The sequence below is a fragment of the Pseudoteredinibacter isoporae genome (assembly GCF_011602085.1).
Lineage (GTDB): Bacteria > Pseudomonadota > Gammaproteobacteria > Pseudomonadales > Cellvibrionaceae > Pseudoteredinibacter > Pseudoteredinibacter isoporae.
Window position 1 is genome coordinate 188,524 of record NZ_JAAONY010000002.1, and the last position, 23,002, is coordinate 211,525.

Here is a 23,002-nt window from a genome sequence, read left to right on the forward strand (position 1 = left end):
ACTATGTCATATAAGAAATTAACCGTTTGCAGCTTATTCACTTTTTGCTTTACTGGGGATCCGGCTTTGGAAATGACCAGACCGGCACTGGCTGCTGACACCATCAGCCTCTGAGTTGAGCCCAATGGTTAGAACTGAATCCATGGCCAATGAAAGAGCACCAAGTCATATAGAATCAGCTGAACAGGACTGTTCACACGCTCAGATTAGAGCAAACTCTGAAAAACAGCCCCGGCGGCATTCCATTAGCGAAGGTAGACGTATAAGGCAGCATTCAATCCAATCAATATCATCAATTCATTATTAAACAGGAGCCCCCTTAAATCCCGAATCAACGTTTGTGACTTCAATGACACAAACTTCAAAATGAGCATGAGGTGATTAATATAATGAAACGAAGCAAGCGCGATCCATTTAACAGAGCGTTTAACAAAGGCTACCAGGCCGGTATTGAAGAAAAATCTCGTAGCAGCTGCCCCCATGAAAATGGCGCTGCGCGACAACATTGGATAAATGGATGGCGTGAAGGCCGCGAAGATCATTGGAGCGGCTTCAACCGCATGGCACAAGCACAAAAAATCAGCAATATGTGAGTTAGGCGGGTCGCTCCAGCACAGGCGGCCCAGGATTCTTCTCGTTTTTTCTCTAACACATCCCCACTTAGCAAACGCCACCGGCGTTTGCTTTTTTATGGGGAACTGCAATCAGAATAAATATCGACTTACCGGGAATTGCTCTGGTGAGTTTGGTAGGCATCCGCCACATCACGAATTAACTGAGGCCCTTGATAGATAAAGCTTGAATAGATCTGCAATAACTTGGCACCTGCTTCCAGCTTCGCGATTGCGGCCGCCGCCGAATCGATGCCCCCGACACCAATGATCGGTGTGTCATCACCCAATTCCTGATAGAACCTGGCAATCACTTCCGTGCTTTTATCGGTTAATGGTGAACCACTTAAACCGCCCGCCTCGTCTTTAAAGGCGCTGTTTTCAACACCTTCACGGCCGATGGTCGTGTTGGTCGCAATTACCCCTTCCATCTCGGCAGACTTAATGGTGCCCGCTACCGATTGAATCGCTTCATCATCCATATCCGGTGCGATCTTTACCAGGATAGGCACTTTACGACCATGCTCCTCGCTCAACTGGCTCTGACTTTCTTTCAAGCCCTCAAGCAGGCGCTTGAGATTATCGCCAAACTGCAAATCCCTCAGGCCCGGCGTATTCGGGGAAGAAATGTTCACCGTTACATAATCCGCCAAACTGTAGGCTTTCTCCAAACAAATCCGGTAATCCGACAACGCCTCTTCTTCCGGCGTATCCTTGTTCTTACCGATATTAATGCCCAACACTCCGGAGAACTGACGCTTTTTAACCTGCTCAACCAGATAGTCTACGCCTTTGTTATTGAAACCCATGCGGTTAATCACCGCCTGTTCTTCTTCCAAACGGAAAAGACGAGGTTTTGGATTTCCCGCCTGGGGTCGAGGTGTAATCGTGCCGATCTCCACAAAGCCGAAACCGAGCTGCCCCAGTGCGTTAAAGTAGTCCCCATTCTTGTCCAGACCTGCGGCCAAACCGACAGGGTTGGGAAAGGTCAGACCAAATAACTCCACGGGATTATCCGCTGGAGCCTGAACAAATTTATCGAGAAGATGAAGACGTTGAGCGGCGCCCAGACTGTCGAGGCTTAGCTCATGGGAATATTCCGGGTCGAGGGCAAAGAGGCATTTACGCAACAAAGAGTACATGGAAAGAGTCCTGATTCGAATTGGCGCCATTTTAACAGCCGAGCCTGGGATTAAAAACCCGCAAAGCCGAACGCTCCAAACGGCTCAATCCAGGCGTTCAACACTGGATAAGCGATTGTCCTGATCAAAGCCAATTCGAAAGGAGCCCTGAACACCGTTGTGGCCGACAAAGCGCCGCAGTGCATTTACCGGAAAGCGCACGCTGCGGCCATCACGGCTTCGAGCGTGTACATCCTTGATCGCAAAACGATACAGCTTTTGGTATTCCTCCGGCGAGATCGATAGATCGACGATGATAAAACGGTTGCTCATAATTGCTTGTGTTTTCAGGGGCGGATAGAACCGCCCCGACAATCCAAAGACTTAAGCCTCTTCCAAATCACACTTCACCAGCGTTTCACAGTGTTCGCTGGCCTGAGCCAGATCCAGAAGCTCGCGCAACGCTACAGAAAACATTGCAAAGTCTGCGGTGGCCGTGTTTTGCAGCTCACTGATCATATCTTTCCAGCGATCAACCAATACGCGATGTTCCTCATCCCACAGGTGCAGCACATCTTCAATCGGCATGTCATCAGGACTCAGGCGAATAAAGGACACCGCCAGGCTACGCATTTGCTGCTCCAGATCATCCATGAAAGATTCTCTGGCCATGGCCTGCCAGTAATTGCGCGGCTTAACTTCCTGAATACGACGTGCCACATCGTGCAGCCCCAAATGCTCACCCAGACGGAAATACACATCGGCCAGGTGTTTCGGCGCAGCGCCACTGGAAGACAAGGCATCAACCAGATCCAGGCCAGAATACAGATTTGCGCGCACGGCCGCATCGGCTGCCAGAGCCTCAGATACACCCGCGCTTTCCAGTTCGGAGCGACGCTCCTGCCACTCGCTCAACGCATCGCCGCTCATCATTTCCGGCAAGGCACTGATGATATCGCTAAAGCCAGTAGCGAACTCCTGAACCTCCTGCCCCGGATTCAAGCGACTGCGACGGTGACGCAACAACCAGCGTGCTCCACGACGAACCCGACGGTTCATATTGTCGAGCAATTCAAATTGCATTTCGGCCGGCACCACAAAATCCAGTGCCGCAACTTGCTTACGGTAATCCTGCAAGCGATAAATATCACGCGCAGCGACATAGGCCTTGGCCACCTGACCGGCATCGGAACCGGTGGCTTCCATCAAACGATGGGTAAAGGTGATGCCCATGTTATTGACCATATCGTTCGCCACCTGGGTCGCAATGATTTCACGACGCAGACGGTGGTTATAAATCTGCTCTTTAAAGTTTTCACGCAGGGTTTGCGGGAACGCGTTTTCAATCGCCGCTTCCATATACGCATCTTCGGCAATATCGGAATCGGCCAGCAATTCTTTCAGAGCCACTTTCACATAGGAAATTAATACCGACAGCTCCGGACGGGTCAAACCCTCTCCCTGACTCTGACGCTCCTGCAAAATGTCTTCAGCAGGTAAATTTTCCAGCTCACGAACCAGTCGCCCTTCGGATTCCAGACGGTTAATCAAGCGGCGGTACTCACCCATGCGAGAGGTGGTTTGGAATTCAGCCAAACTGATCGCCTGGGTCTGGCGGTAGTTATTGCTCAACACCAGATCAGAGACCGCGTCGGTCATCTCGGCCAACAACTGATTGCGTTGCTTGCCCGTCATATCGCCATTGGAAACCAGATCATCCAACAGAATTTTGATATTAACTTCGTGGTCAGAACAATCCACACCTGCGGCATTGTCGATAAAGTCTGTATTACAGGCGCCGCCATTTTTGCCGTACTCGATACGACCCAACTGGGTAAGGCCCAGATTACCGCCCTCGCCGAAAACCTTACAGCGCAACTCGGAACCGTTTACACGCAGACTGTCGTTAGCTTTGTCACCCACTTCGGCATGGCTTTCACCACTGCCTTTGACATAGGTACCGATGCCCCCATTCCAAATCAGATCAACGGGCGCTTTCAACAAAGCGTTAATCAAATCCGTTGGTGTCATATAGTTTTCTTTAATGTCGAAGGCCTGCTTCATTTGCGGGCTAATCTTGATCGACTTGGCGGAGCGATCAAAAATACCGCCCCCTTCAGAAATCAATTTCTTTTCGTAATCTGTCCAGCTCGAACGCGGCAGTTCAAACAAACGCTTGCGCTCAACAAAACTGGCGGCTACATCCGGATTTGGATCCACAAAAATATGGAGGTGGTTAAAAGCCGCTTGTAAAGCGATATGCTCAGACAGAAGCATACCGTTACCAAATACATCACCGGCCATATCGCCGATTGCGATAACGCTGAAGTCCTCTTTCTGAACGTCTACGCCCTTCTCTTTAAAGTGGCGCTGTACGCTCACCCAGGCACCCTTCGCGGTAATTCCCATACCTTTGTGGTCATAACCCTGACTGCCGCCGGAAGCAAAGGCATCACCCAACCAATGACCGTAACGAATGGAAATTTCATTGGCAATATCGGAGAAGGTGGCGGTTCCTTTGTCTGCAGCCACAACCAGATAAGGGTCATCTTCATCGCGACGCACAACGTTTTTCGGCGCAACAATTTCGCCTTCCACGAGGTTATCGGTTACATCCAACAAACCCTGGATAAAAATCTTGTAGCACTCAACACCTTCAGCAAGGAAGGCTTCACGCCCGCCTTCTGCAGGTGGGCGCTTGGACACGAAACCGCCCTTGGCACCCGCCGGTACAATTACCGAGTTCTTCACCTGCTGGGCTTTTACCAATCCCAGCACTTCGGTGCGGTAATCTTCCAAACGATCCGACCAACGCAATCCGCCTCGTGCCACTTTGCCACCACGGAGGTGAACACCTTCCACACGAGGAGAGTAAACAAAAATTTCAAACATTGGGCGAGGTTCAGGAATATCCGCAATATCACGCGGACTGAACTTGAAGGAGATGTAAGACTTGTACTGGCCGCTGGTTTCATCGTTCTGGTAGAAATTGGTACGCAAGGTGCCACGCATCAAATCCAAGTAGCGACGAATCACGCGGTCTTCGTTCAAGTTGGCCACATTGTCCAGAGATTCAAGAATGGCTGTTTCAATTTTCTCGGCGTCTTCAGAATTACGCGGTTTGAAATAAGCTTCAAATAAAGCCACCAACTGCTTCGCAATGGCCGTATGATTGGACAGCGTATTCGCAATAAAGGTTTGACTGGAGGCAAAACGGGTTTGCTTCATATAGCGCGCATAGGCCCGCAAAATAGCAACTTCCCGCCAGCTTAAGTTCGCGCCGATGATCAAACGATTGAAGGCATCGCTTTCTGCCTCGCCACTCCAGATGGCCGAAAAAGCTTCCTGGAAACGCTCGCGAACGGCATTGAACTCCGCTTCCACAGGCAAATCGTAATGCAGATTAAAATCGTGCAGATAAATTTCCTGGCCATTGCTGCGGGTAATACGATATGGGTGCTCCATAATCACGCGCAGGCCCATGCGCTCCAATACGGGAATGGCATCAGAAAGTTCAAGCAACTCGTCCAGATGGAAAACCTTAAAGCGCACATCATTTTTACCAGAACCAATGGGCTGGTAGAAACTCATCGCGATTTCAGAAGCGTCTTTCAGCTGATTCAGGGTATCGATATCCTGAACCGCAGTGCGCGCATCGTACGCCGATTGATAAGCCGGAGAAAACGCCTGATCGAATTCTTCATACAACTGATGACCCACGCCTTCCCCGTAGGTGTCACTCAAAGAAGACAGCAAATGGTCATCCCAGGAACGTGCCAGTTCAGCAATTCGTTCTTCCAGGCTGCGCTTGTCGTAATTGAGCGGCGTCGCGGGATCCACTTTAAAGACCATATGAACGCGAGCCAATGTCGATTCAGAAAAATGCGTGGTGAATTCATATTCAATCGCACCAATCGCATTGGAAATCACTTTTTGAATCGCGTGTCGCACACGGGTGCTGAACATATCCCGAGGCACATACACCAAACAGCTGACAAACTTGCCGTAAGCGTCCTGACGCATAAACAGGCGCACCATGCGGCGCTCATTAATGTGCGCAACACCGGTTACGGTTTCAGACAAGTCCTCAATGCTGCTCTGGAACAATTCATCACGCGGCATCGCCTCAATCACAAGATTGAACATGCGGAAACTGTGGCTGCCTCGCAGCAGGCCTGAACCATCAACAATCTTTGCAATTTTCTGGCGAATCAGTGGAATACGTGTAGGACTCTGGGAATACACTTCCGAGGTAAACAGGCCGATAAAGCGCGATTCACCACAGGCGTGACCGTCTTTATCGAAACGCTTCACCACCACGTAATCGGAATAGGCATTGCGGTGTACCCGCGAGCGCATGGACGATTTGGAGAATGAAATCAGCTGTGCCGTTGTGTAGAAGGCCTGCATGCCCGGATTAAATTGATCCCAGTCCAGGCTGGTGTTCATTTTGCCATGGCGGCGGAACAGCCCCAGACGCTTGCCCTTGTTTTCTTCCAGGCGGCGCTCTTCTCCCTCGCCAACCAGATCGTATTCTGAGTAGCCCAGGAAGGTGAAATGGCTGTTTAACCAAGCCAGAAATTCCCCCGCTTCCTGCAAGCCTTCCTTGTCATAGTCGCTGTCGGCTTTTTTCAGTTCTTCAGTGACATGCTCAAGCTGAGCCGTCAATGGGGCGTAATCGCTTACCACCGTTTCAACATCGCCCAAGATGTCTTCCAGGCAGTGCTGCAAGTCACTTAGCGCCGCATCGTCCACCAGGCGGTTGACTTCGAGATAGACCAACGCTTCACGCTGTTCCTGATCATTAATGTCGCCATGGGCCGGGCGGAAAGATTCGATATTGCCAGCCTTGTCTCGCTTAACGAAGGCAATGGTGCTTTTTACTGAGTGAATCGCGATATTGCGGCGATTCATCTCCATGCGAATGGAATCCACCAGGAATGGCATATCGTTGTGCAGCACCGATACGATGGTATGGGAACTCAACCAGCCATCCTGATCCAGCGTTGGGTTATAAACACGAACCTTGGGGCCCTGGCCGGCTTTTTCCTGGACAAAGTGCCAGTTGGCAAAACTGGAGCCATACACATCCGAGACCTTACGACCGTTCAGCTCCGTCACCGGGTATTGATCGTAAAACAAGCCCACAAAGTCAATCAGTGACTGGGCTTCCTCGCCTCGGTGGTGGGCCATAATGGCCTGGGTGATCTGATCAATAAAAGTCGCTTTATCGTGAATCGTTAGTACGCTCATCAGTGGGTCCGTCATCGCCGTGTTGGAAGGCCTTGCGAGCAGCAGGCAAGGCCTGAAATGATCTATAACGCCGCTCTCGCGCTTAGACTTTTCACCTTTGTTTTTATCGTGCTGAAAAGTCTAATCAGAGAGGCGATTAAAAAGGCGCAGCATACGCCTAATACAGCCAAATTTTCTATCGAAATCCAGGTCTAACGCAGGGAAATAATGTTAATTAAGTGTAAATATGAAATATATCCTCTAAACACCTGAATTAAGAGGAGTTTATTACCACAAGTAACATCTCGTCCCGCCAGGAACAATGATAGTCGAATTCACCCAAAATTGCGTTTTTTTCGTCCCCCATATCCCATAAACTTCGGGATCGATAAAATCCGCTTTCCCGGAAACGGAACTTGGCGCAAAAACAACGGGTCAATAAGAACTATTGAATATGTCGGCTCGCAAGCCGCTTGAAAAAGTCGAACTGCGACACCATTTGCAAAGATATACCCAATGCAGGACCACAGGGCTAACTCTGGCCCGAGGTCGTGCCTGAAAAACATGCAAGAAGCAGCCAATAAACAAGAAGATAAGGGCAAATTTATGACAGATAGCGCCAAGTTGGCCAATTTAAGCCAGTGGCTCAATGAACAGATCATTGGTCAGCCCGAACTCAGCGAACGATTATTAATCGCCATTCTGGCCAATGGCCATTTATTGGTTGAAGGGGCTCCCGGCCTGGCGAAAACCAAAGCCATTAAAACCCTGTCCAATGGCATTGAAGGGGATTTCCAAAGAATCCAGTTCACCCCTGACCTGCTGCCCTCGGACGTCACGGGCACCGACATCTATCGCCCTCAAAACGGCGAGTTCGAATTCAAGCCCGGCCCTATTTTCCACAATCTGGTTCTGGCCGATGAAATTAACCGCGCGCCCGCCAAAGTGCAGTCCGCTCTGCTGGAAGCCATGGCCGAGGGACAAATCAGTGTCGGTGGCAAGACCTACGCCCTGCCCCAGCTGTTTATGGTGATGGCCACCCAGAACCCGATTGAGCAGGAAGGCACCTATCCTTTGCCGGAAGCCCAGCTCGATCGCTTTCTGATGCATGTCGAAGTGAACTACCCCGATACTGAAGCCGAAAAACGCATCCTGCAGCTGACTCGCATGGAAGACAGCCACGTGGCCAGCACCAGCGTTGAGCCGGTCTCCCAGGAAGATATTTTCGCGATGCGCCAGGCTTGCCTGGAACTCCACATGGCCGATGCCGTTGAAGACTACATCGTTCAACTCACAGCGGCGACCCGCAAACCTTCAGCCTACGATCAGCAATTGGCCGACTGGATCGAGTTCGGCATCAGCCCACGTGGCACCATCGCCCTTGATCGTTGTGCCCGAGCCCACGCCTGGTTGAACGGGCAGGATTTCGTCAGCCCTCAAAACGTTCAGGCCATCGCTCACGATGTGATTCGACATCGCCTGCTGTTGAGCTTTGAAGCCGAAGCCAACGGTATTACCCCGAATCAAGTCATTGATAGACTGCTGCAATTGGTTCCGGTGGCATAGCCTGACGCATGAGTAAAACACTGGACCTACAGCTTGAGGGAACCCGGAGCCACTTGAGCAGCCTGCTGCAACTGCGCCACCCGGCCCAGGAGCTGAATATATACAGCCGGCAATACAGTCGTTCCGTATTGCTCGGTCAGCAAAAGACCACTCAACGCGGTCGCGGCATGGAATTTGAAGAAGTTCGTCAGTATCACGCTGGCGACGATGTCCGCACCATCGACTGGCGGGTGACTGCTCGCACTCAGGTGCCACACACAAAACTGTTTCGAGAAGAGCGTGAGCGGCCAGTATTGCTGATCTGCGATCTGCGCCCGAATATGTTTTTTGGCAGTCAAAAGCGATTCAAGTCTGTGCAACTCGCCAACCTTGCCGCACAACTGGCATGGGCGGCTATTCACCATAAGGATCGAATTGGTGGCTTGGTGTTCGATGGCCAGAGCCAACATGACATTCGTCCTGCTCGCAGCAAACACCGGGTTATGCAGCTGTTAAATACCCTGTGTGAACAGGAAGCCCAGATCTCGACCGCCAAGAATATCAGCATGGCCGATATTTTATTGGACAGTCGTCGCGTGGCCCGGCCTGGCAGTGCGGTATTTATTCTCAGCGATTTTCACGATTTCGACGAAGCTGCACACCACCAATTACATTGCCTTGCCCGCCACATCGATGTGAGCTGCATTCGTATCAGCGACCCACTGGAAGCCCGCCTGTCTCAATTACAAGGTTTAAGCATCAGTGATGGTGAGCTGCGCAGTACCTTGCAACAGGGTCCCGAACTGGATCGTTTTGCTGCACAACAAATGAGAAGCCAGGATCTGCTGACTCAAGCCTGTGCCAAATCCGCCGTGGAATTATTGCAATGCCAAACCACCGACGACCCGCTGACGTGGCTTGCAGGACGTTTTGCAAAACAGAAAACTCGGAGGGCCAAAGGTGCTTAAAACAATGCGTGAAAACGTGCGCACGATAATTGTCGCACTTACAGCGGTGGCATTAAGCGTTAGCGTATCAGTGTTCGCCCAAGCCCCTGTTCCGTCTCCGCAGCAGCCCCCTTCTCAACAACAATTACCCATGCAAACCGGAAATCCCCTGGCGGAGTTACGGCCGATTCACTTGCCTGACGAGCCCAGCGGCTGGCCAGCGCCCGGCTGGTATCTATTGACCCTGCTGATTCTTGGATTGATCATCGCCGCCATTCTCTATTGGCGAAAGCACCGACAATCCAAAGTCTATCTGAACAAACAACAGTCTCAATGGGCGTTGAAGGAATTGAAGCGCTATTCCCGCGACAACAAGGCCGACTATATTCGACAGTGCAATGCTCTGCTGAAACGCGTTGCGATGGCGAACTATCCCTCCGAGAACCCTGCACAGTTAAGCGATGAACAATGGCTTCAGTTTTTAACTCGACACTGCGAGAGCCTGGATAGTCAGGTGTTTAACATCCTAAAGCAAGGCCCCTACCTGCCCGATGAAAAGCTGCAAGCCATCAGCACTGAGCCATTAGCCCAAGCCTGCCAACATTGGCTGAGCCACCATCACGAGGTGACCCATGCTTGAGTTTCTATGGCCATGGGTTTTCGCCCTCGCACCGTTGCCGTTTTTGCTGAGAAAAATACTGCCTGCAAAACAAGATAGCAGTGCCGCATTGAAAGTACCTTTTTATCAGCAACTGGCCCAAAGCCAGGAAAGCAAACACACTCCACTTTGGCAAATTCTGTTATTGAGCATTATTTGGCTCTGTCTTTTGGTGGCCTGCGCTCGACCAATTTGGATTGGAGATCCCGTTGAGCTCCCGGCAAGCGGACGGGATTTGTTATTGGCGGTTGATATTTCCGGCTCCATGAAAACTGCGGACATGAACATTGACGGTGAACAAGTACCGCGTTTATGGGCCGTTAAATCCGTTGTGGGGGATTTTGTTGAACGTCGCAAGCACGATCGTCTCGGCCTGGTTTTATTTGGTACCCAAGCCTATCTTCAAGCACCACTGACCTTCGACCGCGCAACCGTCAAACAACTACTGGATGAAGCCCAGCTAGGTTTTGCCGGAGAAAAAACCGCCATTGGCGATGCTATTGGCCTGGCGATTAAACGCCTGCGAGAACGCCCCGCCGATTCACGGGTCCTGATTTTGCTGACTGATGGCGCCAACACCGCCGGTGAAGTCGCACCGTTGCAAGCCGCAGAGCTTGCAAAGCAAACCCATGTTAAAATTTATACCATTGGTGTCGGTGCCGATCAGATGACCACACCCGGAATATTCGGCAGCTCCTTTGGCAGTCGCACCATCAATCCTTCGCTTGATCTGGATGAAGAAAGCTTGCAAAAAATCGCCCAGCTTACCGGAGGCCGTTACTTTCGCGCCCGCAATCCAGAGGACCTTCAGAAAATCTATGCTCTGCTTGATGAATTGGAGCCGATTGAACAAGCCGAAGAAACTTTCCGGCCACGCAAATCATTTACACATTGGCCACTGGGCATCGCTTTAGCATTAATCGCATTGTTTCTGCTTGGCAATATCATTGTAAACCTCTTCGCCCGATCAAATGCCTCCAGCACAGAGGAGGTACGCTAATGGACGGTTTAAACGAATTTCATTTTCTACGCCCTTGGGCATTGATGCTTATTCCAACGCTGGCCCTCATGGTTTATTTTGCCCAGCGCCAACTTTCCCAGCAATCCGCCTGGAAGCAATGGGTAGACCCACAACTGCTTTCTCAGATGCTGGTTCATGGCGATGGAAAGCAATGGCGCTTTCCTTGGTGGCTGGCAGCACTGTTGCTAAGTGCAGGCGCTATTGGACTGGCAGGCCCAAGCTGGGAAAAGCTGCCCCAGCCAGTCATTCAAAAGCAGAACGCTTTGATCGTGATTCTGGACCTATCTCCGTCTATGAACAGCCAGGACATAAAGCCTTCCCGCCTGGACATCAGTCGTTTCAAACTGATCGATTTGTTGAAACAACGCAAAGAAGGTCAAACCGGCTTGGTCGCCTATGCTGGAGAAGCCCACGTCGTAACGCCTTTAACCGATGACGTTGAAACCATTATCAATTTACTACCCGTACTTAAACCCGGACTGATGCCTATTCGCGGCAGTAATGTGGAAGCGGGTATCGGCCAGGCTATTCAACTGCTGAAAGACAGTGGTTTGCAAAGTGGCGACATTCTATTGCTCAGTGATGGTGTGGCCGAACAAGCCTTGGGGAATATCGAAGATCAACTGTCAGGCAGCAGTTATCGACTTTCCGTCATGTCGGTTGGCACTGAAGATGGAGGTCCGATCCCCAGCGGACAAGGCTTTATGAAAGATTCCCAGGGTAATATTGTTATCGCAAAAACCGACACTGGCACCATGCGTGAACTGGCCCGGGAAAATGGTGGCTTGTTCGTACAACTGCAAGCGGGCGAGCAAGACCTTCAACGCCTGAATCAATTTTGGCAACAGGATCTTTCGGCAAATGACATGAATAATCCGGAAGACACTCTGGGCGACCGCGAATTTGATCAGTGGCAGGATAACGGCCATTGGTTCGCCCTCGCTCTGTTGTTGTTTTTTCCATTTGCCTTCCGCCGTGGAGGCCTGCTCGCTCTACTGCCCACCTGTATACTGAGCGCTGCATTGAGCAGCTTGCCAACATCACATGCCACCGCGCAGGAAACCGCAACACCGAAGCCCCAGCCCGCAGAGGCAAGCCAACCCCCATCGGGATTTGGCGAGGCATGGAAAGGTCTATGGCAGACCCCCAATCAACGTGGCATGGATGCGTACAAGGAACAAGACTACCAGCGCGCTCGGGAATTATTTGAAGACCCACAATGGCAAGCAAGCTCGGACTATGAAAATGGCAACTTTGACGCCGCTGCAAAAGCGTTTGCCAAAGAGGAAAGCGCCGAGGGCCAATACAACTTGGGTAATGCCCTTGCCCAATCCGGCGATTTCGACGGCGCCATTAAGGCCTACGATGAAGCCCTGAAACAAAAGCCCGATTTTGAAGATGCCAAGTTCAATAAAGAGCTGATGGAAAAATTGAAGCTGGAGCAGGAACAACAAGAACAAGAACAGCAACAAAGCGATCAGAACCAGGAGTCCCAGGACAATCAGGAACAAGACGGTTCAGAACAACAGCAAAAGCAAGACCAATCCGGGCAACAAGAGAATCAGGATCAGCAAGAAAGCGACACCCAGCAAGAGAATCAGCAAAACGAAGAGCAGGATTCTCAATCCCAGGAGCCACAAAGCCAGAATCAGCAGAGCCAGGAAGAACAGGAAACGGATCAATCCGAACAGCAGGAGCAGCAGGCCGAGCAACAAGAAGGCGAAGAAAATGAGAACCAACAAGAGGCTGAGCAACAGGCTCAAGCTGACATTAATCCGGATGATCTCAGCGATGAAGAAAAGCAAGCGCTGGAACAATGGCTGAAACAGGTTCCTGATGATCCATCTGGACTTTTACGCCGAAAGTTTCTCTATGAGCAACGTCAAAAGCAGATTGCCTATCGCAATGGCCAGCTTGAATTGCCCGACAACGATGCCCACAAGCGCTACTGAATTCGGGTCTACCAAGACACGGAACGATAAAGAATTAATTGAATCCTTATGAAAACGATCGTATTGATGCAACAAATATTGCCAAACCCAGGCCTTGCGCTTCTAACAAGCAAAGCCAAAACCCTATTGTTCATTCTGGGCCTGATGTTACTCAGTTCCAGCAGCATGGCTCTGAGCATTAGCTCAAAAGTCGATCGCGACAGTATCGCAATGAGCGAGACTCTGACTTTAACTGTCTCCGTGGATGAGCAAGTAGCCTTCAGCGCCCCTTCTTTTGAGGAGCTTCAGCAAAACTTCGACATTCTTCGCCAACACAAGAGCAATCGCTATCAGAGTATGAATGGCCAGGTTACTTCGGTTACCGAATGGGTACTGACGCTAGGCCCCAAGCGTGAAGGTCAGCTGATCATTCCAAGCTTTGAATATGAAGGCCAGTATTCTGACGCCATTCCCATCAACGTCAGTAAACAAAGCGCACCGACGAAAGCCCAACAGGATATTTTTCTGGAAGCCAGTGCCGATAAAAAAGAGGCTTTTGTACAAGAACAGATCATCTTTACGCAAAAACTCTACAGCGCCGTGAATCTGAGCAGCTTTGACCCCGAGGCCTTGCAAATCACTGGCGCTAGAGTAGAGCTTCTCAGCGAATTCGATTATCAAACCCGCATTGGCAACCGCCCCTATGTCGTCGTGGAATCCCGCTACGCCATTTACCCGCAACAAAGCGGCAAACTGACCATCCCAGCCCTGCGCTGGAATGTGGGCGTAAGCGGTGGCCGCCGAAATGTCTTTGATCCCTTCTCAAACAACAGTGGTCGTATTCACCGATTGAGAAGCGAGGCTATTGAGCTTGATATTAAGGCCAGTCCAGCGAATGCCACACCCTGGTTACCCGCCAGTCGATTGGAACTGACCCAGAGCTGGAGCAGCGCCCCGGAGAAAATGCGCGCAGGCGAGCCGATTACTCGCCATATTGAAATTCTGGCTCAGGGGCTTACCGCCGCCCAGTTACCGAATATTGAAATGGCGAGTGATGATACACTGCAAGGTAAAATCAAAGCTTATCTGGAACAACCCCAAACAGAAGATCAGAAAAACAATAACGGTATTATTGGCAAACGGCGCATCTCCACCGCCATCATTCCAAGCCAGGCAGGCCCACTGACCTTGCCAGCAATTGAAATCCGTTGGTGGAATACACTGCAGAAGCAATGGCAAACGGCCAAACTGCCCGAAATGAAAGTAGAAGTTCTGGCTGGTGCCACTGGCCCTGCCCCAAATCCAGCTCCTGAAAACGCTTCAACCCTGCCTACGACAGAACAAAGCCCACTGATCGATAAAGGCGATACCGGTGGGGCCGCAGTTTCAAGCCCCGCCGCAAATTCAGCAGGAAATGATCAGCGCCCTCTGGGATGGATACTTTACAGCTTGTTTGTTACTGCGATAAGCATAGCACTCGCCTTTCTTTGTTTGCGCTTGTGGAGAGAAAAGAAAGCCTTACACGCTCAACTCTCCTCGGCGGAGAAAAGCACAACTTCTACTACCTCAGCAACAACCTCTGTAAGCGACATTCTGAACCATAACGACGATTTGGATCGCTACAAGGCCTTACAGAAATACATTAGCGAACAACGTCTGACACAGCCCGGTTTCTCAAACGCCTATAACGACAGTGAGCTCGCCCAACTAATGCAGTCTTTGGAAAGTAATTTGTATGGCAGTGGCAGCCAATCCCGTCACCGCGTTTCCAACGATGACCTTCAGCGCGCGATTGAAAGCCTGCAACAAAGCTTGAAGCAGGAGCAAACAGATGGGTCAACCCTGCCGCCGCTGTACCCACATTAAATGCAGGAACAGGCACAAGTTTTTGTACAGCAAGTTTTCGAAAAACCTAAAAAAGGCCAGCAATTTGCTGGCCTTTTTTATGGAGCTTAAGAAGGGTTTATAAACTTTTCTCAACCAATTCCCGGACGTCTTTAGACAACGTTTTCTGGTTCGCAATATTTTGCAGCGCCTTCTTCATCAAAGCTTGACGCTCACCGCTGAACTTGTGCCAGCGTGTCAATGGCACCAGCAAGCGCGCGGCAATCTGTGGATTGCGTTGATCCAGGTTTAGCACCTCACTGGCAAGAAAATCGTAGGCTTCCGAACTCGCAACTCCCTCACTGTCACTGGCGTGAAAGGCTGTGAGGTTCTGCCCGCAAAATGCGCCGATCAATGAGCGAATCTTATTGGGGTTATTGCTATCAAAGGCCGGGTGGTTCTTTAAGGTACGCACTTGTGACAAGGCATTCGGTGAGCGCCTCACTGCCTGAACCTGCAACCACAAGTTCATTACCAAGGCTTCGGATTGCCACTGATCATAAAACGCTTCCAGTGCCGTATCGGCCCTCTCAGCGGCATATTCCGCATTCAGCATCGCCTGTAGGGCCGCCAGCTGATCGGTCATATTATTGGCTTGTTCATACTGGGCTGCGCACGCCTCCAGGACACGTCCCCTTTCCCCCTGCCGCATCCCTTGATCAACGGCCAGCATTAAATAAGCAAGTGCCGTGTTTTTCAGACTGCGCATTGCGATCTGCTCGGCCTCAGGTTTATATTCAATATTGTGGTCATAGTCTTGATAAATATTCCACAGTACGTCGAAACAACGATTAGCAATGGCCAGGCGCAGTGTTTCGCGAGCGCGGTCCAGCTTCCCTAGTTGAACCTCATTACGCAACTCAATCAAATACGTCAGAGATGGCAGACTCAACATTAGAGCGATCATGGCAGGATCCGCCGTCTCGTCCTGGAGCAAAGCCCAAAAGGCCTCGGCTATTGGCTCACAAATATGTGCCTGTTCAGAGACATCATTGCTTGCGACGGTTTCTAACTCGGCAATTGCATTCAGCAGAAGCTGCTGGCAGGCGTCCCAACGAGAAAAGCCATCACTTTCGTTCCGCATCAAACGCAGTAATTGATCATTGTCGCGCTTAAAATGAACCTTAACCGGTGCCGAAAAACCGCGTAAAAACGAGAATACCGGACGCTCCGGAACATCCATAAAACACAATTCGGTGCGCTGATCATGAAGCTCAATAATCGTTTGGGTATTGTCTTCGGTTTCAAAATCAGGTTCCTGACCTTTCAAACGAATTGCCAGAGCACCGGCCTCTCCCCACAGGCTGATATTCAGCGGAATATGGTATGGGGCTTTTTCACTGCTCTCCGGTGTGGGGCGACAATACTGCTCAATCGTCACGCGATACTCTCGCGCATCCTCATCGTATTCTTCGCTGATGGTAAGTTCCGGAGTACCTGCCTGGCGATACCAATTCATGAACTGGCTAAAATCTCGACCGGATACGTCCGCCATGGCCGCAACAAAATCTTCTACCGTAACCGCCTGACCGTCGTGGCGATGGAAATACAGATCAGACCCTTTACGGAAGGTTTCTGCCCCCAATAAGGTATGCAACATGCGAACAATTTCAGCACCCTTCTCGTAAATTGTCAGGGTATAGAAATTTGAAATCTCGATAAAGGATGCTGGTCTTACCGCGTGAGCCAAGGGGCCGCCATCTTCCGCAAATTGAGCACTGCGCAGCAAGCTGACATCCTCAACACGTTTTACGGTTTCAGACCCCATATCCGATGAAAACTGAGCATCACGGAATACGGTAAAGCCCTCTTTTAAGGAAAGCTGAAACCAATCGCGACAAGTCACCCGATTGCCTGACCAATTGTGGAAATACTCATGGGCTACCACACCTTCTACGCGTTGAAAGCCGGCATCGGTCGTGGTTTCAGCTTTGGCCAAAACACAGGAGGTATTAAAAATATTCAGGCCCTTGTTTTCCATGGCCCCCATATTGAAATCGTCGACGGCCACGATCATAAAGATATCGAGATCATATTCACGGCCGTATACTTCTTCGTCCCAGCGCATGGAGTTTTTTAGGGATTCCATGGCGTGCTGACATTTATCCAGATCCTTAGCTTCAACAAAAATCTGTAGCAGAATTTCACGCCCAGTCATGGTGACAAAGTGATCTTCAACACATTCCAAATCACCAGCAACCAACGCAAACAAGTACGCTGGCTTTTTAAACGGATCATGCCAACGCACCAAACGGCGACCGTTATCCAGCTGCTTGTCTTCGATTTTATTACCATTACTCAGCATAACGGGATAACGGTTAGCATCGGCTTCAATGCTGGTAAAAAACTCACTCATTACATCCGGACGGTCCAGATAATAGGTAATCTTTCGAAAACCTTCAGCTTCGCACTGGGTACAATACATACTGCTGGAGCGATATAAGCCTTCGAGAGAAGTATTCTTCTCCGGCTCGATCAAGGTGACGATGGTCAGGTCAAAACACAACTCATCATTTTCAACCTCCCCCAGCAAGCGCCCGATCGGCAACGTAAGGTATTCATCATCGATCTCATAGTCGCTTTCCGTTAGGGGCTTGCCATCCAGTTCGACTGATTCCAGAACTAGCTCTCGACCATGCAATTGCAATTGTTGCCGCTCTTCAATACTGGCATCCGGATTAACCTGCATGGACAAGCGGCTACTCACCTTGCTTTGTCCGTCGTGAAGATCGACATACAGATCGGTACGATCAATCCAATAAGCAGGCGCTCGATAATCTTTTAAATAAATGGTTTTATTCGACACGTAAGGTTTCGCTATTTTTGACGGTTTACAGGGCTACAGATGGGCAGGAAAAGGCAATGCCACCTTGATCAATGCTTCCAGTTCAACGGCTGCTCTTCATCGGGCTCGGCCACTTCTCCGCTGCCACCACAATGTTGATGCGGTTTTGGCGGGATATAACCGGTGCGCTGATCCTCTGACAAATGTTTGTGCTCATAGGCAATTACCGCCTGCAGACACATTTCGCGTTGCTCTTTGCTTAACACACGACCGTCAGGCCATTTACCCAACTCAATAGCGCGCTTTAAATTCTGATAAATGCTCGGATCGATACTGTCTAAAAGTTGTTCAAAATTCATACTGGGACCATAGATGTTAAGGCGACACTGTAGAAGGAAGTTTTGCCCGGCGTATCATCACAAACTGACCGGAACCCTCGTCAGCGATCATCGACGCTTATTATACACCCAGCAGACGGCGGCTGCTCGTGAACAAGTGCAACTGGCAGAAACATGAACGTGTGTGGTGCAGAATGGAGAGTAGAGAATAAAGAGTGCAGAATAGAGAATAAAAAGCAGAGAGATGGACCAATATGCCTTAAAGCGGACTGTATTCCCGTGCGTCGTCGAGAATCTCCCTGGCAACATCTACCCAAACAAATTTATCCTGGGTGATTTGCGTCTCGCCATCAAAGCGATAAGCCACCAGCTTGCCATCCTTCACCGCACTGTAATCCAGGCAGGCCACATTCGGGCGTAAAGGCCTCGGGTCACCGCTCAACCAGTAATGGCCAATAAAGATCGGCGGCTCATTATCCTGGTAGCTGAGTAAGGTGTTTTTCTCGTCGGAATCCAATTCGCGACTGGCGATATCCTCAGGCAACGGGTCCGGCTGGAACACTACATCTTTATAAGTCGCAGGTTCGCTGGCCCAGAATTTGGTTCGGAAAAAGCGGCGAACGTAACCATCCCGGCTATTGAGACTACGGCCATCGGGTAGCGGTAGAACCGTGCCCCGAGTCAGTCGGTCCAGAAAACGGGAAATAAAGCTGCCTCGAGTCATCGCGGCCTGCCAGAACTCTTGGGGAGTAAAATCAATGAACTCTTGCTTGAACTGGGCGATCATTTGCCCATCCCAGCAGGCATGAACAATACGGCAACCTGGCAGCTCCAGAAATACCGGCAAGCTCTGGAACCAGGCCACATGGCTTTGCCATTCCCCTTCAAGACCTTCAAACTGCAATCGGGTTTCTTCAATCAAGCGATCGCTGGTGCTGGCACCCATGCCTTTTAAACGCTCATAGGCGATGGCGTGCAGCTCATGATTGCCCAAAACCATTTGGGCACTGCCCTGCTCAACCATGTCTCGAATAATATGAATGCACTGCCGAATGGCAGGACCGCGATCAATGATATCGCCGAGAAAAACCGCCTGTCGGCTGGGATGACGATAGATACCCTGGCTTTTTTCATAGCCAAGCCGCTCCAGCAAGCGCACCAGGCTTTGGGCGCAACCATGAATATCACCAATAATGTCAAAGCTCCGCTGCTCGGGAGCGTTTGGGATACTGCTGTGCATCATCACTCTATCTTCTTGCCAACTCTTTCAATCATATTCAGCATTGCGATATCTCATGTGCTCAATGCTAACAATGTAGAGTTCTCGAAATCCTGTTCCTAGACTTCACTTTTTAACGACAATTTTATTACATCTATACTTAGTCTAGCGGCCATTGTGACAATTGGTTTACCATTTTCGGCGTTAACCCTGATAAACCACCCGCATTCCACTAAGCTCTGCTCATATACCGCTATCTACAACCTTATGGGTTCTGCGATTAATCGCCCCTGAACCTAGCTGCTCCAGCCGAGTTTGGATCGGCAGGTCTCGTAGAAATTCTGATTCAGCGGATGCATCAACTTCACCTTGCGGGATTTCTTGTGAACCAGAATTTCATCCCCGGGCTCGGTGATCACATGAGTTTGACCATCACAGGTCACATGGGGCTTCGCGGTATTATTGCGGCCGATGACGATCTTCAAATCACTGCTGCCATCCACCACAATCGGGCGACTGTTGAGGGCATGAGCATGCATGGGCACCAGCACAATGGCGTCGAGCTTTGGGTGCATGAGCGGTCCGCCGCCACTCAGTGCATAGGCCGTCGATCCGGTAGGTGTCGAAACGATCAAACCATCGGAACGCTGGCGGTAAACAAAGTGTTCGTCGATATACAGTTCAAACTCGATCATACGGATAAACTGCCCCGGGTGAATCACCACATCGTTCATGGCATCACCACCACTCACCCATTGACCATTTCGCTGCACAGTCATTTCGAGCAGAAAGCGTTCCTCCATGACATATTTGCCATCCAGAACTTCGCCCACCAGGGTATCAATGTCTTCAGGCGCAATATCAGTAAGGAAACCCAGACGCCCACGGTTGACGCCCAGAATTGGAATTTTGTATTTCACCAATGCCCGACCAGCACTGAGAATGCTTCCATCACCACCGACCACAATGGCCAAATCGCAGGTCTTGCCAAGGGTTTCATAGCTGCAAGTTTCCATATCATGGCCTGGCAGCAAGGTAGCGGTCTCTTTTTCAAGCACCACGTCGAGGTTGCGAGCATTGATAAAGCTAATCAGGTTTTTCAGGGAAGATTGTACGCTGTCACTCCCCAAGCGACCGATTAAGCCAATACGTTTAAATTCAGCCATAGTGTAATTCTAATTGTTCGCTGGGCCTCTGGCCCGGCCTAAACTGATATTTCGGCCGCTTTTCACTCTCGACCCCCCTAAAATCCGTACTTGTGTAGTACTACAAAACGTACACACTCGGTTTATTATATGACAAGCTAGCGTACAAGAACCATGCAAATAAAGCAGAACATTTATTCGCCAGCTGGTCATAAGGCCCAATATTCATAGAAACAAACCAATATCCATAGAAACAAAGAGGTATCGTCAGCTTCATGACCGTCAACAAAAAGTCTCCGGAAGCGGCCAGAACATTATAATAATGAGCAAGGCCTCTCCCCCACAATCTCCAGATAGCTCCGATAAGCACACAAGCTTTGACCCCAATCGCGTACTCGATGCGGTTTTGAAGGAAGTTCGATCTGACGAGCGACGCAAAGCCCAACCGCTGAATGATGAGCACAACCCGGTGCAGCGGGATTTGGACTGGCTGCTTCAAGCGCCAGAACTTTTGAATCTTTTACCGCTTCTCACTCATACACAGCAGCAGCTTTCTATTCGGCGTTTACCCAAACCTGACAAGACGTTTATTGTTGAGGCTCACTACGCTTCAGGACATCGACGCCTGGGGCTGTACGCAGAAGATTTGTTAAGCGCGTATTTTTCAAACCCAGGTAATCCCTATATCCTGATCGCTCGTAACCTGCAAATTCAAAGTGCGCATCACAATGAAGGTCGCACCATTGGCGAATTTGATTTCCTGGCCCAGGAACGCCAAGGGGGACGCTATCAACATATCGAAATGGCTTGTAAGTTTTATCTGGGCTTACCCATAGAAAATCCGGATAGCAAAACAGGCAACAGCCAGTGGCAACACTGGATGGGACCAAATTGTAACGATCGTCTTGATATCAAGATGGTCAAATTCATCGAGCAACAGTTGTTTCTCAGCCAGCACCCCGCTGCGCAGGAACGTTTAGCGGAACTGGCCATCAGTCCGGTGGACGCGCAATATTTGCTGCGTGGAAGATTATTTTATCCGGCATTTTCCCCGATGCCTGATCCCGAGCTCGCTGACCCGGAACATTTAAAGGGACTATGGATTTCACATAGTGAAGCCGGAAAGTTTCTGAAAGAAGTGGAACAACGCTGGGGGCAATGCTGGTTTACTCAACTGCACAAGCTGGAGTTTATGGCGGCCAGGCCTCGCCATCAATATCAGCAAACCGCCCTCCCCACACGGGAGTTTGCCGCCTATATTGATGAATACTTTGCGAGCCAGGCACGGGATTTACAGACCTTGGAAAATAAGGCCAAGCAAAAAAAGCACAGCACAATGCCTCGCCCATTGCCCTTGGTAATGAGCCCCAATCATATTCCGTCGGCGTATTCAAAGGCCCCGGAACTGAGGCTGTTTGTGGTTCCTGATTCCTGGTTGGAAATCGCACTAAAGCAAACCGAAACCCCGACGCCCCTGCAAACCGCCACTGTGAATAAATAAAAGCCGCTGATGTTGGGCGGAATTCCGCGAAGAGAGTTCAGGCAAATCAGGATAGTGTTCTTCCGCAATGAAACGACAAGCCATCGCCATTGCTTTGGCGGTATAGACAGGGTCCAGGGTCACTGAAAATTTGCTTTCAAAGGACGATAAAAACCGAGCCAACTGTGGAGGAAATTTTCCATAACCACCGAATTGAAAACCCTCACAACACTCCCACTGTACCCAATCGGAAGTTTCAACATTTGCATCAACGCCCAGACGTTCTGCATTGACATCCGCCAGCTGTGATCTCAAATATTGAATCTCATCCAGGACATTCTTTTGATCCGGCTGACGCTGAAGCTTAATAACGGGAACCAATAGCAGACGCTTGAATGAAGGCCTGCAGCCCTGCAGGAGTTGGCGACGACAAGCGATATCCAGGCCGGCCAAAACCCCTGCTGCAGTGCTGCCAGTGCCCACTGCCAAAACAATGTTTTCAATATCCTTCTCTGCCGCCGCAAGCCCAATGGCCTGCGCACCAAAGGCTCCCATAAGCCCACCACCGCCCTCTGGCACATGGATAAACGGCCCCCATTGTTGGGCAAGCTCATTCAAGTAGTCCTGATCATCTTTGCGACGATAATCCTGGCGACTTACGAATTGAATACTTGCTCCCATATTTTCGAGATCACGCAAACAGGGGTTGAGCGGGCCTTCATGCAAGCCCCGAACAACCGCAATTAAGTTGCGCTTCTTTCTTTGTGCCTCGGCCGCCAATGCATACAGGTGATTGGAATAGGCGCCACCAAAACTGAGCAAAGGTAACTCCGGGTGGGTCTCCGCCGCTAACCAATACAGTGCCTGTTTGAAGAACTTGTTTCCACTGGCATATGAACAGACTTTATCGAGATGCCAAAGCTCCAGCCCCCTCGACGGAGCAAGGTCAATGAAACGACTTTCCTGGGCACGCGCCTGATTGAGCAAATGCTCAAGCCTGTCATTCAGTCGTAAAGCCGGAAGTTCAAGGGGAGATGAAATATTGATCATAATGATGCCGTTACATGGGAGGCCCAGTGTAACGG

General features: G+C 50.3%; 16 protein-coding genes. 8 read left to right on the forward strand and 8 right to left on the reverse strand.

Features of this window, described 5'->3' with window-relative positions; genetic code table 11:
- The first annotated feature begins 389 nt into the window (after nt 1-389).
- Nucleotides 390-593 carry a ribosome modulation factor gene (rmf, locus tag G8768_RS09465; protein WP_166844480.1) on the forward strand — a complete coding sequence of 68 codons (204 nt, stop codon included), beginning with the start codon at nt 390-392 and terminating at the stop codon, nt 591-593.
- A gap of 128 nt (nt 594-721) precedes the next feature.
- Here rmf and G8768_RS09470 read toward each other — a convergent pair whose 3' ends face one another.
- The 3 genes from G8768_RS09470 to G8768_RS09480 form a co-directional block, all read right to left on the reverse strand.
- A complete protein-coding gene (locus tag G8768_RS09470) occupies nt 722-1,753 on the reverse strand; it encodes a quinone-dependent dihydroorotate dehydrogenase (RefSeq protein WP_166844483.1) in 1,032 nt (343 codons plus the stop codon).
- Nucleotides 1,754-1,837: 84 nt separating this feature from the next.
- Nucleotides 1,838-2,065: a DUF2835 domain-containing protein gene (locus G8768_RS09475; protein ID WP_166844485.1), complete on the reverse strand. Its 228-nt coding sequence runs from the start codon at nt 2,063-2,065 to the stop codon at nt 1,838-1,840.
- A 51-nt stretch (nt 2,066-2,116) separates the two neighbouring features.
- On the reverse strand, nt 2,117-6,985 hold the full coding sequence (locus tag G8768_RS09480; RefSeq protein WP_166844488.1) for an NAD-glutamate dehydrogenase: 4,869 nt from the start codon (nt 6,983-6,985) through the stop codon (nt 2,117-2,119).
- Between the two features lie 585 nt (nt 6,986-7,570).
- On the opposite strand from G8768_RS09480, the gene G8768_RS09485 reads away from it, so the two are divergent.
- The 6 genes from G8768_RS09485 to G8768_RS09510 are packed head-to-tail and all read left to right on the forward strand — an operon-like array spanning nt 7,571 to nt 14,932.
- Nucleotides 7,571-8,530: an AAA family ATPase gene (locus G8768_RS09485; protein WP_166844490.1), complete on the forward strand. Its 960-nt coding sequence runs from the start codon at nt 7,571-7,573 to the stop codon at nt 8,528-8,530.
- An 8-nt stretch (nt 8,531-8,538) separates the two neighbouring features.
- Entirely contained in the window at nt 8,539-9,477 is a 939-nt protein-coding gene (locus tag G8768_RS09490; RefSeq protein ID WP_166844492.1) for a DUF58 domain-containing protein, read from the forward strand.
- A gap of 4 nt (nt 9,478-9,481) precedes the next feature.
- Nucleotides 9,482-10,096 (forward strand): DUF4381 domain-containing protein, encoded by a 615-nt coding sequence (locus G8768_RS09495; RefSeq protein WP_166844494.1) that lies wholly within the window; start codon nt 9,482-9,484, stop codon nt 10,094-10,096.
- On the forward strand, nt 10,089-11,114 hold the full coding sequence (locus tag G8768_RS09500; protein ID WP_166844496.1) for a vWA domain-containing protein: 1,026 nt from the start codon (nt 10,089-10,091) through the stop codon (nt 11,112-11,114). Before G8768_RS09495 ends, G8768_RS09500 begins: the two co-directional genes overlap by 8 nt.
- Complete coding sequence (locus G8768_RS09505) at nt 11,114-13,087, forward strand: VWA domain-containing protein (RefSeq protein ID WP_166844498.1); 1,974 nt, start codon at nt 11,114-11,116, stop codon at nt 13,085-13,087. Before G8768_RS09500 ends, G8768_RS09505 begins: the two co-directional genes overlap by 1 nt.
- 48 nt (nt 13,088-13,135) lie before the next feature.
- The gene (locus G8768_RS09510) at nt 13,136-14,932 is read left to right on the forward strand and encodes a BatD family protein (RefSeq protein WP_166844500.1); all 1,797 of its coding nucleotides are present in this window, start codon (nt 13,136-13,138) and stop codon (nt 14,930-14,932) included.
- 97 nt (nt 14,933-15,029) lie between these two features.
- Here the strand turns inward: G8768_RS09510 and pepN are convergent, their stop codons facing one another.
- The 4 genes from pepN to G8768_RS09530 all read right to left on the reverse strand — a co-directional run bounded on the left by pepN (nt 15,030) and on the right by G8768_RS09530 (nt 20,458).
- Nucleotides 15,030-17,756 carry an aminopeptidase N gene (pepN, locus tag G8768_RS09515; RefSeq protein WP_166844502.1) on the reverse strand — a complete coding sequence of 909 codons (2,727 nt, stop codon included), beginning with the start codon at nt 17,754-17,756 and terminating at the stop codon, nt 15,030-15,032.
- A 68-nt stretch (nt 17,757-17,824) separates the two neighbouring features.
- Nucleotides 17,825-18,094: a YeaC family protein gene (locus G8768_RS09520; RefSeq protein WP_166844504.1), complete on the reverse strand. Its 270-nt coding sequence runs from the start codon at nt 18,092-18,094 to the stop codon at nt 17,825-17,827.
- Nucleotides 18,095-18,332: 238 nt separating this feature from the next.
- Nucleotides 18,333-19,316 carry a metallophosphoesterase gene (locus tag G8768_RS09525; protein WP_243749472.1) on the reverse strand — a complete coding sequence of 328 codons (984 nt, stop codon included), beginning with the start codon at nt 19,314-19,316 and terminating at the stop codon, nt 18,333-18,335.
- Nucleotides 19,317-19,588: 272 nt separating this feature from the next.
- Nucleotides 19,589-20,458 (reverse strand): NAD(+) kinase, encoded by an 870-nt coding sequence (locus tag G8768_RS09530; RefSeq protein ID WP_166844506.1) that lies wholly within the window; start codon nt 20,456-20,458, stop codon nt 19,589-19,591.
- Nucleotides 20,459-20,759: 301 nt separating this feature from the next.
- Here G8768_RS09530 and G8768_RS09535 point away from each other — a divergent pair, with 301 nt between their 5' ends.
- Nucleotides 20,760-21,938 carry a DUF1853 family protein gene (locus tag G8768_RS09535; protein WP_166844508.1) on the forward strand — a complete coding sequence of 393 codons (1,179 nt, stop codon included), beginning with the start codon at nt 20,760-20,762 and terminating at the stop codon, nt 21,936-21,938.
- Here G8768_RS09535 and G8768_RS09540 read toward each other — a convergent pair.
- Complete coding sequence (locus G8768_RS09540; protein ID WP_166844510.1) at nt 21,885-22,967, reverse strand: 1-aminocyclopropane-1-carboxylate deaminase/D-cysteine desulfhydrase; 1,083 nt, start codon at nt 22,965-22,967, stop codon at nt 21,885-21,887. The two genes, G8768_RS09535 and G8768_RS09540, sit on opposite strands and share 54 nt — an antisense overlap.
- Nucleotides 22,968-23,002: the final 35 nt, after the last annotated feature.

Bases quoted from the DNA above. Each gene is read 5' to 3' on its own strand.
- G8768_RS09470 (WP_166844483.1), bottom strand. From the start codon at position 1,753: ATGTACTCTTTGTTGCGTAAATGCCTCTTTGCCCTCGACCCGGAATAT.
- G8768_RS09530 (WP_166844506.1), bottom strand. From the start codon at position 20,458: ATGGCTGAATTTAAACGTATTGGCTTAATCGGTCGCTTGGGGAGTGAC.
- G8768_RS09540 (WP_166844510.1), bottom strand. From the start codon at position 22,967: ATGATCAATATTTCATCTCCCCTTGAACTTCCGGCTTTACGACTGAAT.
- G8768_RS09475 (WP_166844485.1), bottom strand. From the start codon at position 2,065: ATGAGCAACCGTTTTATCATCGTCGATCTATCGATCTCGCCGGAGGAA.
- G8768_RS09505 (WP_166844498.1), top strand. From the start codon at position 11,114: ATGGACGGTTTAAACGAATTTCATTTTCTACGCCCTTGGGCATTGATG.
- G8768_RS09500 (WP_166844496.1), top strand. From the start codon at position 10,089: ATGCTTGAGTTTCTATGGCCATGGGTTTTCGCCCTCGCACCGTTGCCG.
- G8768_RS09480 (WP_166844488.1), bottom strand. From the start codon at position 6,985: ATGAGCGTACTAACGATTCACGATAAAGCGACTTTTATTGATCAGATC.
- G8768_RS09525 (WP_243749472.1), bottom strand. From the start codon at position 19,316: ATGATGCACAGCAGTATCCCAAACGCTCCCGAGCAGCGGAGCTTTGAC.
- G8768_RS09485 (WP_166844490.1), top strand. From the start codon at position 7,571: ATGACAGATAGCGCCAAGTTGGCCAATTTAAGCCAGTGGCTCAATGAA.
- G8768_RS09510 (WP_166844500.1), top strand. From the start codon at position 13,136: ATGAAAACGATCGTATTGATGCAACAAATATTGCCAAACCCAGGCCTT.
- G8768_RS09535 (WP_166844508.1), top strand. From the start codon at position 20,760: ATGAGCAAGGCCTCTCCCCCACAATCTCCAGATAGCTCCGATAAGCAC.
- G8768_RS09495 (WP_166844494.1), top strand. From the start codon at position 9,482: ATGCGTGAAAACGTGCGCACGATAATTGTCGCACTTACAGCGGTGGCA.
- G8768_RS09490 (WP_166844492.1), top strand. From the start codon at position 8,539: ATGAGTAAAACACTGGACCTACAGCTTGAGGGAACCCGGAGCCACTTG.
- rmf (WP_166844480.1), top strand. From the start codon at position 390: ATGAAACGAAGCAAGCGCGATCCATTTAACAGAGCGTTTAACAAAGGC.
- G8768_RS09520 (WP_166844504.1), bottom strand. From the start codon at position 18,094: ATGAATTTTGAACAACTTTTAGACAGTATCGATCCGAGCATTTATCAG.